This window comes from Rhizobium sp. 05N430, assembly GCF_056396985.1.
On the sequence record NZ_JBFTMO010000003.1, the window covers coordinates 539,901 to 553,894 of the forward strand.

The following is a 13,994-nucleotide window of genomic DNA, read 5'->3' on the forward strand; positions in this document are numbered from 1 at the left end:
CGATGATCAAAAAGACAGAACTTCATACCGGCTGGACCCTTTCCTGCAACGATACAGGTCGACCAGGACTGCCCGAGAACATTCCGGCCACCGTGCCCGGCTGTGTCCATACCGACCTGCTTGCGGCACGGCTCATCCCCGATCCCTATCTCGACGTCAACGAGATCACCAATGATTGGATCGGCCGTTGCGAGTGGGTTTACCGGCTGAGCTTCGAGGCGGCGCCCGATGATGGCAAGGTCCAGGAGCTGGTCTTCGACGGGCTCGATACGATCGCAACGATCCGGCTGAACGGCGAGGAGATCGGACGAACCTTCAACCAGCACCGCACCTACCGCTTCGATGTTTCTGACCGTCTGAAGGCTGGCGAAAACGAACTCTCGGTCACCTTCCACTCAGCCTATGCCTATGGCGCGGAGATGGAGAAGCAATACGGCTACCGGCCGAACAACTATCCCGGCCCCGGCAACCTGATGCGCAAGATGGCCTGCAATTTCGGCTGGGACTGGGGTCCGACGCTGGTCACGGCGGGGATCTGGAAGCCGGTGCGTCTGGAAAGCTGGGACCGGGCGCGGCTGGCGGAGACGCGTGTTTCAGCGGCGCTTGCCGGTGGTGATGGCGTGGTAACGATCAACGCCAGGATCGCGGCTCAACAGGACTGCCAGGGCTGCTCGATCGTGGCACAGATCGGCGGCGTTTCGCATGCTGTCGAGGTCGGCGCTTCTGGCGAGACAAGCTTTCAGGTGGCGGTTCCCTCGCCGCAGATCTGGTGGCCGCACCATCTCGGTGCACAGCCGCTCTATCCGCTGTCGCTCGAATTGCGCGATGCCGGCGGCCATGTGCTGGACAGCTATGCGAAGGAGATAGGCTTCCGATCCATCCGCCTCGACACCGCGCCGGACGAGCACGGCTCGGCTTTCACCTTCATCGTCAATGACGTGCCGCTGTTTGCCTGCGGTGCCAACTGGATCCCCGACGATTGTTTTCCATCGCGCGTGACTGCCGAACGCTACGCCGCGCGGATCGATGAGGCGAAGGCGGCGAATATCAACATGCTGCGGGTCTGGGGCGGCGGCATCTTCGAGCGGGATGAATTCTACGAGGCCTGCGACCGCGCCGGCATGATGGTCTGGCAGGATTTCCTCTTTGCCTGCGCGTCCTATCCGGAAGAGGAGCCGCTGCGTGGCGAGGTGGAAGCCGAGGTTCGCGACAATGTCGTCAGGCTGATGCCACATGCCTCGCTGATGGTCTGGAACGGCAATAACGAGAACATCTGGGGCTTCGACGAGTGGGGCTGGCGGCCGATCATCAAGGACGGCGTCAGCTGGGGGCTTGGCTATTATCTCGATGTTCTGCCGAAGCTCTGCGCCGAGCTTGATCCTGATAGGCCTTACTATCCCGGCAGCCCCTATTCCGGCAGCATGGATATCGAGCCGAACGATGACCGGCATGGCTGCAAGCATATCTGGGACGTCTGGAACGATGTTGGCTGGGAAGTCTACCGAAACTACATTCCGCGCTTCTGCTCCGAATTCGGCTGGCAGGCGCCGCCGAACTGGGCAACTCTGGAAGAGAGCGTCCATGATGCGCCGCTGACGCCGCAGTCACATGGTGTCTTCCACCACCAGAAGGCAACGCAGGGCAATGAGAAGCTGATCCGCGGCCTCTCGGGCCACCTGCCGGTGCCTGAGACGATGAATGACTGGCATTTCGCGACACAGCTCAATCAGGCAAGGGCGATCCGCTTCGCAGTCGAGCACATGCGCTCGCACCGGGCGATCTGCAAGGGCGCCATCGTCTGGCAGTTCAACGATTGCTGGCCGGTAACCTCCTGGGCAGCGCTCGATTCCGCCGGCCGCCGTAAGCCACTCTGGTATGCGATGCAGCAGGCCTTTGATCCGCGTCTGCTAACCATCCAGCCGCGTAGCGGCAAGCTGGCGGTGGTTGCCGTCAATGAGCGAACGCTGTTCTGGCGATCGAAGATATCGGGCAAGCGCATGCGCCTCGACGGCACCGTGCTGGCGGAATTCGAATTCTGGCGGCTGCTCTGCGACCGGTTCGAGGCGAAGGAATTCGAGCTCGCAGATGACATTGCGACGCCGGACAACGCGGCGGATGAGGTCGTGGTGGTGCAGATGCTCGACAAGCGCGCCTTCCATTATTTCGTCGAGGATATCGATCTGAAATTGCCGAAGCCCGAGATGACGGTTTCGATCAATGCGACCGCCGATGGTGTCGATGTCATCGTCACGGCGGGTACTTTCCTCAAGGATCTCTGCCTGATGGCGGACCGGCGGGATCCGTCTGCTGTTGTCGATAGCATGCTGATCACGCTGTTGCCGGGCGAAAGCCATGCGTTCGCGATCAAGACCAGCAAGACATTAAAGGCTCAGGATATCACTCCGGGCATCGTTCTTCGCTGCGCCAACGATCTCCTCCCCTAAACGCCAAAAGGCCCCGCAAACAGCGGGGCCTTTTCCGGCTCGTCCCGAAGAACGAATTACATCCAGTAGGGCGGCACGCCATAGTAATCGTAAACACGGCGGCCGTTGTCGTTGTACCAAGTGTCGTCATCATCCGCGTAGCTCGGCGCTCCCTCGATCTGTTCCTTGGTCAGATCGATGCGGTAGCCGTCCAGCTGGGTATCGTAATTCAGCTTTTCCCACGGCAGCGGGTAATGATCGTGACCGATACCGAGGAAGCCGCCGAAGCTCAGCACGGCATAGGCAACACGCCCATCGCGCTTGCCGATGATCAAGCGCTCGATCGAGCCGATATGCTTGCCGTCTGCACCATAAACGCGGGTGCCTTCCACGCGGTCGCTGGCAATCAGCGAATGCGTGTCCTTGACGTTGGGATCACGGCGGCTGGCGTCTGTATCCTGGTTAAGCATTGTCTGCTCCTTTGCTGTTTTTGATGATGGGAGAACGCCACGCTGGAGTCATTGTTCCACGCCTTATCGCAAATGCGCGATTGCATATTATTGACGTTTACGTCAAAGTTAGTGTAACGCTGAATGCGGCTTGAACCATTCGGCCATTGGCATAAGCTGCCCGCAAGGATGATGGAGGATTGTCCGCCGGCAGCCGCAAACCGGCATTCGTGGCCGGATAGGGAGAGAGACACGATGAACAGCATTTCCGTCCATCCTGGCGGCGACAAGCGGGAAAGGCCCTGGCTTGCCACCTATCCGGATATCGTGCCCCCCGAACTGCCGCCGCTGGAATATGATTCGCTGGCCGAACTGCTGGAAAAGTCCTGCGAGCGCTATGCCAATCGTGTCGCCTTCTCCAGCATGGGCAAATCGCTGACCTATCGTGAGCTGGAAGTGCAGACCCGCAAGGTCGCCTCCTGGCTACAGGGGCTCGGACTGCAGAAGGGTGATCGCGTCGCCGTCATGATGCCGAACGTGCTGCAGAACCCTGTCGCGGTCTACGGCATCCTGCGCGCCGGCCTGACGGTCGTGAACGTCAATCCGCTCTATACCCCGCGCGAACTCGAGCATCAGTTGCGCGATGCCGGCGCGAAGGCGATCTTTGTGCTGGAGAATTTTGCCCGCACCGTGGAGCAGGTTCTTGTCAAGACAGACGTGCGCCACGTCGTCGTCACCTCGCTTGGCGAGATGCTCGGCGCCAAGGGCCTGATCGTCAATCTGGTGGTGCGCAAGGTCAAGAAACTTGTGCCCTCATGGTCCATCCCGCAACACAAGACCTTCAAGCAGGTCTTGTCGGAAGGCTCCGGCCGGTCGCTGCAGCGTCCGGCGCTCAGCGGCGATGACATCGCCTTCCTGCAATATACCGGTGGCACGACCGGCGTTGCCAAGGGTGCAATGCTGACCCACCGCAATCTGCTTGCCAACAAGCTGCAGCTGCAGCTGTGGCTGAAATCGGCCTTCGACAAGAAGAAGCAGCCGGAGGTGCTGAACTTCCTCTGCGCCCTGCCGCTCTACCATATTTTCGCGCTGACGGTGAATTCTCTGATGGGCATGTCGCTCGGCGCCCATAACATCCTGATTGCCAACCCGCGCGATATTCCGGGCTTCGTCAAGGAGTTCGGCAAGGCGAACGTCCATATCTTCCCGGGCCTCAACACGCTGTTCAATGCGCTAATGAACAATGCCGAGTTCGCCAAGCTCGATTTCTCGTCGCTCGTCATGTCGCTCGGCGGCGGCATGGCCGTGCAGCGGCCTGTGGCAGAGCGCTGGCTGAAGATGACGGGCTCGCACATCACCGAAGGTTACGGCCTCTCCGAGACCTCGCCGGTCGCGACTGCCAACCGCTTCGACTCTGCTGAATTCACCGGCTCGATCGGTCTGCCGATCCCCTCGACCGAACTCGATATCCGGGACGAAGACGGCAATTCGCTGCCGCTCGGCGAGATCGGCGAGATCTGCATCCGTGGGCCGCAGGTCATGGCCGGCTACTGGAACAAGCCGGAGGAAACGGCCCGGGTGATGACCCCGGACGGCTATTTCCGCACCGGCGACATGGGTTACATGGACGAACGCGGCTATACGAAAATCGTCGACCGCAAGAAGGACATGATCCTCGTTTCCGGTTTCAACGTCTATCCGAACGAGATCGAGGAAGTGGCCGCAATGCACCCCGGCATTCTCGAGGCCGCCGCGATCGGCGTTCCGGATGGCCACTCCGGCGAGACGGTGAAGCTATTCGTTGTTCGCAAGGATCCCAACCTGAGCGAAGCCGAGGTGAAGGCGCATTGCGCTGAAAACCTCACCAATTACAAACGGCCGCGGATCATCGAATTCCGCACCGAGCTGCCGAAGAGCCCGGTCGGGAAAATTCTGCGCAAGGATCTGCGCGGATAAACTCACGTATAATTGAAAGCAACCATAAGATGTGATCTGATCACACCGTTTCCAGGCAAAAGCAGCACGGGTCGAGACCAGCCGGCCCACCGGTGAGGATGGGCCGCACCGGCTTTGGCAAGAGCCTTGCTTTGCGAAACGGAGGTAATGCCATGTGGTATAAACCGCTAAGCGTTACGCTTATGGTAAGGAAAACCCGGACGAGCTGGTCAGTGTCCGTCCGGGTAACTTACAGAAAATAAGCCTAGGCAGGCGGAGCTACAACTCCGTCTGCCACTCCGCAACTATACCTGCACTCTCCCTTTTCATCAAGCGCGGCACAACTCGTGTCATTTTTTGCAGGCAGCCTGTGGCTGAACTTGATTTGCGCCCTACAAAGCGAATAGTTTCCGCAACCCTCTCCGCCTCCAAAGGAGCCTCCCATGAATGCCATCGTCGAAAAGCTGAAGAGCACTGCGGCCGCCACCAAAGCAACGGATATCCGCGCTGCCTTCGCTGCCGATCCCAAGCGCTTCTCGCGCTTCACCGCCTCTCTCGACGATCTCTTGATGGATTACTCGAAGACCGCCGTGAACGATGAGATCCTGGCGCTTCTCGTCAAGCTCGCTGAAGAAGGCGGCGTTGCGAAGAAACGCGACGAGATGTTCTCCGGCGTGGCAATCAACTTCACGGAAGACCGTGCCGTGCTGCACACCGCGCTGCGCAACCGTTCCAACACACCTGTTCTCGTTGATGGCAAGGATGTGATGCCTGACGTCAACGGCGTGCTCGCCGCCATGGGCAAGTTTGCCGACGGCGTCCGCTCGGGTGCGCTGAAGGGAGCGACCGGAAAGAAGATCACCGACGTCGTCAATATCGGCATCGGCGGCTCGGACCTCGGTCCGGTCATGGCCACGCTGGCGCTCGCCCCTTTCCATGACGGCCCGCGGGCGCATTTCGTGTCGAACATCGACGGTGCGCACATCGCCGATACGCTGAAGCTGGTTCAGCCGGAAACCACGCTCTTCATCATCGCATCGAAGACTTTCACCACCGTCGAGACGATGACCAACGCGCAGACGGCGCGCCAGTTCATTGCCAAGGCCCTTGGCGATGCCGCCGTCCAGCACCACTTCGCGGCCGTTTCCACCGCACTCGACAAGGTGGCCGCATTCGGCATCGACAGCGCGCGCGTCTTCGGCTTCTGGGATTGGGTTGGCGGCCGCTATTCGCTGTGGTCGGCCATCGGCCTGCCGATCATGATCGCCATCGGCCCCGACAATTTCGGCAAGTTCCTCGATGGCGCCCATGCCGTCGACAACCATTTCCGTAAGGCGCCGGTCACCGAAAACCTGCCGATGCTGCTCGGCCTCATCGGCTTCTATCACCGCAACGTTCTCGGCTATCCCACGCGCGCCGTGCTGCCCTATGACCAGCGCCTGTCGCGCTTCCCGGCCTATCTGCAGCAGCTCGACATGGAATCGAACGGCAAGGGCGTGACGATCGACGGCACGCCGGTCGAGGGCAATTCCGGTCCCGTCGTCTGGGGCGAGCCGGGCACCAACGGCCAGCACGCCTTCTATCAGCTGATCCATCAGGGCACGAGCATCATCCCGGCGGAATTCATGATTGCGGCCAACGCCTTCGAGCCCGAGCTGCGCCACCAGCACCAGCTGCTGATGGCCAACGTGCTTGCCCAGTCGGAAGCTCTGATGAAGGGCCGTACCTTCGAGGAAGCCAAGAAGCAGCTCACCGACAAGGGCATGGAAGACAGACAAGCCGATTTCATCGCGCCGCACCGTGTCTTCACCGGCAACCGCCCGTCGATCACCTTCGTTTATGACAAGCTGACGCCTTACGCGCTTGGTCGCCTGATCGCACTCTATGAGCACCGGGTCTTCGTCGAAGGCGTGCTCTTCCGCATCAACTCCTTCGACCAGTGGGGTGTCGAGCTCGGCAAGGAACTGGCAACGGGCCTGCTGCCTGTCGTCGAAGGAAAGGAAAGTGCCGCGAGCCACGACTCCTCGACGCAGGGTCTTGTCGCCGCGCTGGCGAAGCTTGCCAAGTAGGCGACCCCTCAATCAACTATCAAGCCCATCCGCCAGCGCGGGTGGGCTTTTTTGTTTGATGCTGTCGAATGACGGGACATCTATTCGTCCTATGGGAAATGCACGAGGAGATTGCCCATGGAATTTACCGACGACGAGCTTTTCAAATTCGATGAGAGCGGCGCTGAGCCGCTTCCCGCCTCCGGTGCGGATCATCGCATTTCGAATGATGGGGCGGAGATATGGTATGCCAGCTATGGCGCCGGTCCGGCAGTAATCCTGCTGCATGGCGGACTCGGGAATTCCGGGAACTGGGGCTACCAGGTGCCAGCGCTGGTCGATGCCGGATATCGCGTCATCGCCATCGATAGCCGCGGCCATGGACGCAGCACGCGCGATGATCGGCCGTTCAACTATGTCCTGATGTCCGATGACGTGCTTGCCGTCATGGATCATCTGGAGATCGGGAAAGCCGCGGTGATCGGCTGGAGCGATGGCGCCTGTACGGCGCTGATCCTTGCCGACCGGCATCCGGAGCGCGTGTCGGGCGTCTTCTTCTTTGCCTGCAACATGGATGCAACGGGCACGCTCAAATTCCGGCCGACGCCGGTCATCGACCGCTGCTTCAGCCGCCATCGGAAAGACTATCAGGCGCTCTCGGCAACACCCGAAGGCTTCGAAGCCTTCGTTGCCGATGTCGGGAAGATGATGCAGAGCGAGCCGAACTATACGGCGTCCGAGCTACAGGCGATCAAGGTGCCGGTCACGGTTGCGATCGGCGAGAGCGACGAATTCATCCGGCGCGAGCACATGGAATATCTTGCCAAGACCATTCCTGACGCCAAGTTCATTCTCATCCCCGGCGTCAGCCATTTTGCGCCGCTGCAGCGTCCCGCGCTCTTCAATGAAGAGGTCCTGGGCTTTCTCAAGCGCAGGACCTGATCTCAGAGGCCGATTTCGCGTGCCCAGGGCGGGTTTGCGCCGGCACGGGAGACGGTGACGGCCGCAGCCTTGGCGCCGAGCGCCAGAGCGTTGCCGAGCGCCTTTTCGTCGAGCGAGGCGACCTGCGCCTTGGTCAGCTGGTTGTCCATCTTCAGCGACGCGAGAACGCCGGCATCGAACGTGTCACCGGCACCGACGGTATCGACCACGGTCACGCGCTCGCTGGGAACGGTGACCTTGCGCTCGTTCGTATAGCCGGATGCACCTTCGGCGCCCTTGGTGATGACGACGAGCTTGGCGCCGTGCTTCAGCCAGTAGGCGGCGAGATCGTCATGGCTGCCTTCGAGACCGAACCACTCCAGATCCTCATCGGAGAACTTCAGGATGTCCGACTTGGCCGCCATGCGCTTGATGCGCGCCATGTGGGCTTCCTTGTTCTTGATGAAGCCCGGGCGGATGTTGGGATCGAGCGAGATCACGCGCTTGCCGGCCTCGCGGTCGAGAAGCGCCTCATAGGTCTCGCCGCAAGGGCTCGGGATCAGGCTGATGGCGCCAAAGTGCAGCGCTTCGCAATCATCGCCGAGAACAGGAAGGTCGTCGGTGGTGATCATGCGTCCCGCCGTGCCCTCGTCGTAGAAGGCATAAGTCGCCTGGCCGTTGACGAGCTTGACGAAAGCGATGGTCGAGGGCCGCGGGGTGATGGCGCAAGGGCTGTAGTCGACATTGCTGGCCTTCAGCGTGCTGAGCAGGACTTCGCCCATCATGTCGTCGGCGATGCCGGTGAAGAAGGCGGTCGGCACGCCAAGGCGGCCGAGCGCGATCGCGGTATTGAAGATCGCCCCGCCGGCATAGGGCGCAAAACCCTTTTCGTCCTGCGTCGTCTCACGCGGCAGCATATCGATCAGCGCTTCGCCGCAGCACAAAATCATCGGATTTCCTCCCAAAAAGGCCGTGTTGCCTCAATCCATTAAGTGAGCTTTTGTCAAAAGGCTAGAGCGAAAGCTCACTGACGCCACCGTTCCGGCCGGACCAGGCGAGCGGCGCATCCAGGAAGGCTTCCACTTCGCTCAGCGTCTTCTCGTCGAAAAGCTTCTGTTCCTTGGCGACAGCCAGAACGTTGCGCCAAGTCGCGATATGATGCAGCTTCACCTTGCCGTCAGCAAAGCGCAAGGCACCTTCGTTGAAGATTCCGTAGTAGAACAGCGCCATGCCGTGATCGACGATGCCGCCGGCTGCGCGGATCGCATCGATGAAGGTGAACATGCTGCCACCGGCCGTCGTCAAATCCTCGATGACCAGAACACGCGAACCTTCCGGCATATGGCCTTCAATCTGCGCGTTGCGGCCGTGACCCTTCGGCTTCTTGCGCACGTAGATCATCGGCAGGCTGAGACGATCCGCCAGGAGTGCCGCGAAAGGGATGCCCGCGGTTTCGCCACCGGCAATGCAATCGAAGCGCTCGAAGCCGGCGTCGCGGGTGATGACGCTGGCCGCAAAATCCATCACGGCCGAGCGGACGCGCGGATACGAGAGCAGCTTGCGGCAATCGATATAGACCGGGCTCGCCATGCCGGAGGCCAGCTTGTAGGGCTGCTCGGCGTTGAAATGAACCGCCTTGATTTCCCAGAGCATCTTCGCAAGGAGTTCTGCCATAGTGGCGCGATCGGGAAATGTCGTATGGGTCATTGCTCTCTCCTTGGCTCACGGTGTTACGCGGCAATAGCAGCAACCAAAAAATCTTTCCAGTGCCGGAACTTTTTGACCTTTCGACGCGGGCGCGAGATGGCGCGCAGACCACAAAACCATAGCGCGCCTAAACTGATACAGCCCGCGATTCTTCCACAATGCCGAGCATACTTCAGTAATTTATGATATTCATTGCATTCCAGAGCGTTCAGCCATTTCACCACGCCAGATCCCTGAAATTACTCGAATTTTAACGATCCATTTAACATTTGGATGAGACCTGACGGGTCACCTTCGCCGCGGTTATGAGAACCGGGCAAGGAGTCCAGAATGAGTCTGACGGTATCCGAGATTACTCAGAAGGTCAGCGCTTCCCTGACGTTCAAGATTTTCTCTATCTGCTTTGCATCCACCCACATTCCGCTCTTGGCACTGGTCGTTTATCTGGTTACCGGCTTCCGCAGCGAAGCGATGCCCGTTCTCGGTACGGTGCTTGCCGCGACGCTGCTCGGAACGGGCTTTTGCCTCGCCTCCGTCTGGATGCTGATCAAGCCGCTGCATGAAATCTCGGTCGCCGTCGAAGCGTACCGTTCGACAGGCGCAGTCAAACCGATCCGCAGTAAACGGACCGACGAGGTGGGCGTCGTCACGAACGGAATTTCGATGCTGATCACCGAGCTCGATGCAACACTCTCCCAGCTTCGCCGTCAGGCAACAACCGACGTTCTCACCGGTCTCGGCAATCGCCGCTGGCTGAAAGAGATCGGATCCATGGAAATCACCCGGGCAATGCGCGAGCGCACGCCGGTATCGGTCGTCGTCTTCGACCTCGATCACTTCAAGTCGATCAACGACGAGTTCGGTCACGACGTCGGTGATCAGGTACTGATGGCGACGGGTGCGACCATCCAGCACAATCTCCGGCCCTACGATATCGCTGCCCGCATCGGCGGCGAGGAATTCTGCCTGGTCCTGCCGAAGACCGGGACGGCCGCGGCCATCGCCATTGCAGAGCGACTTCGCAAGGAACTGGCATCGAGAGCGATCGGCGTCCTGCCGGCTGGGCGCGTGACCGCGAGCTTCGGCGTCTATCGTGGCGACCCGGCGAATGAAAGCTTGAAGGTCATGCTGACGGCGGCCGACCGGAAACTCTACTCGGCGAAGAACAGCGGCCGCAATACGGTTCAGTGGGCGGTGGCGAAATCGATTACCGGAGAAAGCGTTGCAAGCTGAGTGCTTCCTGGTCAGGAAGCACTTGAGATCAGCCCTTCGATACCGGCGGGCAGCATCCTCTTGTAGAGCGTGATCGCCCTATCCCCCTCGTCCTCATCCAGCGAGATTGCATAGCGGACAGCGGCGGCGAGAAGTTGCATCAGCAACCGCGCGGGCGGCAGAAGCTCGCCCGCCGGCCGCGCGGGCCAGAGCCTTGCGAGGACTGCAAACAGGGCCTGCGCGTGAAATTCCATGTCTTCGGCATCGACCGCGCGCAGCAGCCTGTCGGCCTGCGTCGCGTGCCAGATATCGCGCATGACCGGTTCGCGGCGGAAAAACTGGTAATATTCGTCGGTAATATTGGCGAGCGCCCGATGCAGCGATGCGGCATCCGAAACACGCGACAGTTCATCCTCCACGCAACGCCTGCCCTGCTCGTTGAAGCGTTCGGCCAGGGTTCGGATGATCGAACTCTTGTCGGGGAAATATTGATAAAGCGCTCCGAAAGACAGATCCGCCCTCTCGACGATCTCGCTCATTTTCAGCGCGTCACTGCCCTTCGACTCAATGAGTTCGGCGGCCACCGCCAGGATCTTTTCGAAGCGCTCGCGGCCGCGCTGCTGGCTTGGAATGCGGCGTGGCTGGCCGGTATTGTCATCCGCGCGCCTGCGCCGGGGCGGCATTTTCTCATCCATGGTGCGCCTCTCGAAAGTTGACAAGAAAAATAAGAGAGTTTATCTCATTTTGCAAATAAGAGATTTTCTCTTATTTTAACCGGAGGAATTCGCCATGGCCGCCGCCCTTCCCATTCTTCTCGTCGCCGCCGCGATCGGCAGCGGTCTCATTGCCGGCATATTCTTCGCGTTCTCGACCTTCATCATGAGCGCTTTCGCGAAAATTCCGCCGGAACAAGGCATCGCGGCAATGAACTCGATCAACATCACCATCGTCCGATCGCCCTTCATGCTGCTGTTCATCCCGGTCGCCATCATCTGCGTGGGGATTGCAGTCATCGCCTTCACGGACTGGCGCGGCAGCGCCAACCTCTGGATGATTTCCGGTGCCGCCTGCTATCTGATTGCCTCGTTCGTCTCGACGATCGTCTTCAACGTACCGATGAACGATGCGCTGGCGAAAGTCAGCGGCGATGGCAGCGCAGCGGCCGATGTGTGGAATGTCTATCTGAGGGATTGGACCTGGTGGAATCATGTCCGCACCGTGGCATCGCTGGCTTCGGCGATAGCCTTCGTGCGCTCGCTGATGCTGCTCTGAAAGCGAGGCGGCAGACAGAGCTCCCGCCTCATCCGTCAGTTTAGGCCCGCTCGCAGAAGGCAATCTTGTTGCTGAACGGATCGATGACAGTCATCTCGGCGCCCCAGGGCGCGTCTTCGACACCGGGTTTCATATAGCGATAGTCCTTGCCGGCAAGCTCGGCCTGAAAGGCGCGGACACCCTTCATCCAGACGAAAGCCTTGGCCCCGGGGCTGGCATCGCCGGAATGCTCGCTCAGATGCATGATCATGCCGCTGCGCGACACCTGGCAATAGAGCGGAAAGTTTTCGCCGAAGCGGTGCTCCCAATCGAGGGTGAAGCCCAGGAAGCCGCAATAGAATTCCATGGCTTTCGCCACGTCGAAAATGCGGAAGATCGGGATCGGCGGCTCGATCGCGATCAATGGCTCGCCATCTTGGGTTTCATCGAGCTTGGAGGCGAGGATGTTCCATTGATCGAAACCGAATTGCCTGGCAACGATCTCCAGCGTCTCGCTGTGCGTCAGGGAAATGTCGCGGCTGGCCAGCGCCTGCCGCAGTGCTTTTGCCATGGTCTTGGCATCGCGAAAATCGCGCATCTTTCATCCTTCCATCGGCGGCGAACAGTAAGATCAGTGCCCGCGTCTGCTGACCCGTTCGCCATCGTTCGCCATTGGCAAGGATGTGAAGGATTTCATCTGGATGCATTCACCTTAGCGCTTGCGCGCCGCGGGACGGCTGGCTGCATCCGGCCAGCGCCGAGATTAGCGATTAATGTTGGATGATCAAGAGGCGCTACGAACGGAGGGCGCGTCGGGAACAGCCAGCAGATGGCTGGCAAGTTCAACGCGGTTGCGGCCGGCGCGCTTGGCGGCGTAGAGCGCCTTGTCGGCTTCACTCAGCATGGTGTCGAAATCCATCGGTGTCGCGCGGCCCGGCGCCACACCGATGCTGACGGTGCAGCGCAACGTCTCGTCTTCGACATAGATCTCGCGCTCCTCAAAGGTGCGGCGGATGCGTTCGGCAATCATCTCCGCCCGGCCCGGCATGATCTCCTTGAGGACGAGGGCAAACTCCTCGCCGCCGAGACGAGCGACTGTATCCCCATCGCGGCAATGAGCGCCGAGCTCGCCGGCGAAGACCCGCAGCACGCGGTCGCCGACAGCGTGGCCATAGCGATCGTTGATCGACTTGAAATGGTCGAGATCGAAGATGATGACGGCCGTGGAGGCGCCCATCAGCCTCTCGCCGTGACGATCGAACAGCGCACGGCGGTTCATCAGGCCGGTCAGCGGATCGGTAATCGCATCCTGCCTGTGGCGGGCCGCCAGACGCCATTGATGCAGCGCCAGCGACAGGGCGCCGATACCGGTCATGCTGGCGATGCAGACGGCAAGGCTCAGATCCTCGGCCCAGTTGTTGGGTGCAGCGCCCAGCACCATCTTGCCATCATAGATCAGCACCGCAGCGCAGAGCGCAAAGGATATGCCCGTCAGCGTGTAAAGGACGGTGATACCCATGATGGGTGCCGGCGCCTCGGCCCGCGCCCGCCAGTATTGATAGGCGGTGGCGAGCAGCAGCAGGGTGATCGACGTGTTATCAGCGATGAAACCAAGTCCATCGTAGCCAGCAATCATGCTGCCGACCGGCACCAGCATCGCAAGCAGCGCATATGAGAGAATGCCCGCGAGCGGCAGACGGCTGGTGCGGAATTGATAGCCGGCGCCCCATATGGCAGCGAAGCCCGCTTGAAAGAGGACAAAGCTGGCGGTGCCAGAGATCAGACCGGGCGACGAAACATAGACGCTGTAGACGAAAATACCGCTGACGACGAGAACGAGGCCGCAGGTGCAGGTCAGCAAAAAGGTTTCGGCACGCCGCGCAAACCAGCTGCCCATCAGGGTCACAGCCAGACACGTTGCTGAAACGCCGAGCGCCAGCAAAAGGGAATTATAATCCAGCATCATGCTTTCAAAACTCCGCGGCTTCTGCCGCGCCCTACAATTCGTCCAGAAACTAGCCTGTCACTGGTGACGAATGTCTTATGCA

The 13,994-nt window shown here is 60.2% G+C and carries 12 protein-coding genes; 6 read left to right on the forward strand and 6 right to left on the reverse strand.

Annotated elements, in window-relative coordinates; translation table 11 throughout:
- Positions 1-2: 2 nt before the first annotated feature.
- A complete protein-coding gene (locus AC1DJO_RS10095) occupies positions 3-2,444 on the forward strand; it encodes a glycoside hydrolase family 2 protein (protein ID WP_477970224.1) in 2,442 nt (813 codons plus the stop codon).
- A 56-nt stretch (positions 2,445-2,500) separates the two neighbouring features.
- On the opposite strand, the gene AC1DJO_RS10100 is transcribed toward AC1DJO_RS10095, so the two are convergent.
- A complete protein-coding gene (locus AC1DJO_RS10100; protein ID WP_112385323.1) occupies positions 2,501-2,893 on the reverse strand; it encodes a PRC-barrel domain-containing protein in 393 nt (130 codons plus the stop codon).
- 234 nt (positions 2,894-3,127) lie between these two features.
- Between AC1DJO_RS10100 and AC1DJO_RS10105 the strand changes: the two genes are divergently transcribed.
- The 3 genes from AC1DJO_RS10105 to AC1DJO_RS10115 all read left to right on the forward strand — a co-directional run bounded on the left by AC1DJO_RS10105 (position 3,128) and on the right by AC1DJO_RS10115 (position 7,797).
- Positions 3,128-4,828 (forward strand): long-chain-fatty-acid--CoA ligase, encoded by a 1,701-nt coding sequence (locus AC1DJO_RS10105; RefSeq protein WP_477970226.1) that lies wholly within the window; start codon positions 3,128-3,130, stop codon positions 4,826-4,828.
- 422 nt (positions 4,829-5,250) lie between these two features.
- Positions 5,251-6,876 carry a glucose-6-phosphate isomerase gene (gene pgi / locus AC1DJO_RS10110; RefSeq protein ID WP_477970228.1) on the forward strand — a complete coding sequence of 542 codons (1,626 nt, stop codon included), beginning with the start codon at positions 5,251-5,253 and terminating at the stop codon, positions 6,874-6,876.
- Between the two features lie 117 nt (positions 6,877-6,993).
- Entirely contained in the window at positions 6,994-7,797 is an 804-nt protein-coding gene (locus AC1DJO_RS10115; RefSeq protein WP_477970230.1) for an alpha/beta fold hydrolase, read from the forward strand.
- A 2-nt stretch (positions 7,798-7,799) separates the two neighbouring features.
- On the opposite strand, the gene AC1DJO_RS10120 is transcribed toward AC1DJO_RS10115, so the two are convergent.
- Positions 7,800-8,726, reverse strand: coding sequence for a carbohydrate kinase family protein (locus AC1DJO_RS10120; protein ID WP_477970232.1), 927 nt, complete (start codon positions 8,724-8,726; stop codon positions 7,800-7,802).
- A gap of 61 nt (positions 8,727-8,787) precedes the next feature.
- Positions 8,788-9,483: an orotate phosphoribosyltransferase gene (locus tag AC1DJO_RS10125; protein WP_112385318.1), complete on the reverse strand. Its 696-nt coding sequence runs from the start codon at positions 9,481-9,483 to the stop codon at positions 8,788-8,790.
- A gap of 330 nt (positions 9,484-9,813) precedes the next feature.
- On the opposite strand from AC1DJO_RS10125, the gene AC1DJO_RS10130 reads away from it, so the two are divergent.
- On the forward strand, positions 9,814-10,716 hold the full coding sequence (locus AC1DJO_RS10130) for a GGDEF domain-containing protein (protein WP_477970234.1): 903 nt from the start codon (positions 9,814-9,816) through the stop codon (positions 10,714-10,716).
- 11 nt (positions 10,717-10,727) lie between these two features.
- Here the strand turns inward: AC1DJO_RS10130 and AC1DJO_RS10135 are convergent, their stop codons facing one another.
- Positions 10,728-11,390, reverse strand: coding sequence for a TetR/AcrR family transcriptional regulator (locus tag AC1DJO_RS10135; protein ID WP_477970236.1), 663 nt, complete (start codon positions 11,388-11,390; stop codon positions 10,728-10,730).
- Positions 11,391-11,484: 94 nt separating this feature from the next.
- Between AC1DJO_RS10135 and AC1DJO_RS10140 the strand changes: the two genes are divergently transcribed.
- Positions 11,485-11,967, forward strand: a complete 483-nt coding sequence (locus AC1DJO_RS10140) for an anthrone oxygenase family protein (RefSeq protein WP_477970238.1) — start codon at positions 11,485-11,487, stop codon at positions 11,965-11,967.
- Positions 11,968-12,007: 40 nt separating this feature from the next.
- On the opposite strand, the gene AC1DJO_RS10145 is transcribed toward AC1DJO_RS10140, so the two are convergent.
- Positions 12,008-12,544 (reverse strand): glyoxalase superfamily protein, encoded by a 537-nt coding sequence (locus AC1DJO_RS10145; RefSeq protein ID WP_477970240.1) that lies wholly within the window; start codon positions 12,542-12,544, stop codon positions 12,008-12,010.
- Between the two features lie 186 nt (positions 12,545-12,730).
- Positions 12,731-13,912, reverse strand: a complete 1,182-nt coding sequence (locus AC1DJO_RS10150; RefSeq protein ID WP_112538469.1) for a GGDEF domain-containing protein — start codon at positions 13,910-13,912, stop codon at positions 12,731-12,733.
- Between the last annotated feature and the right edge of the window lie 82 nt (positions 13,913-13,994).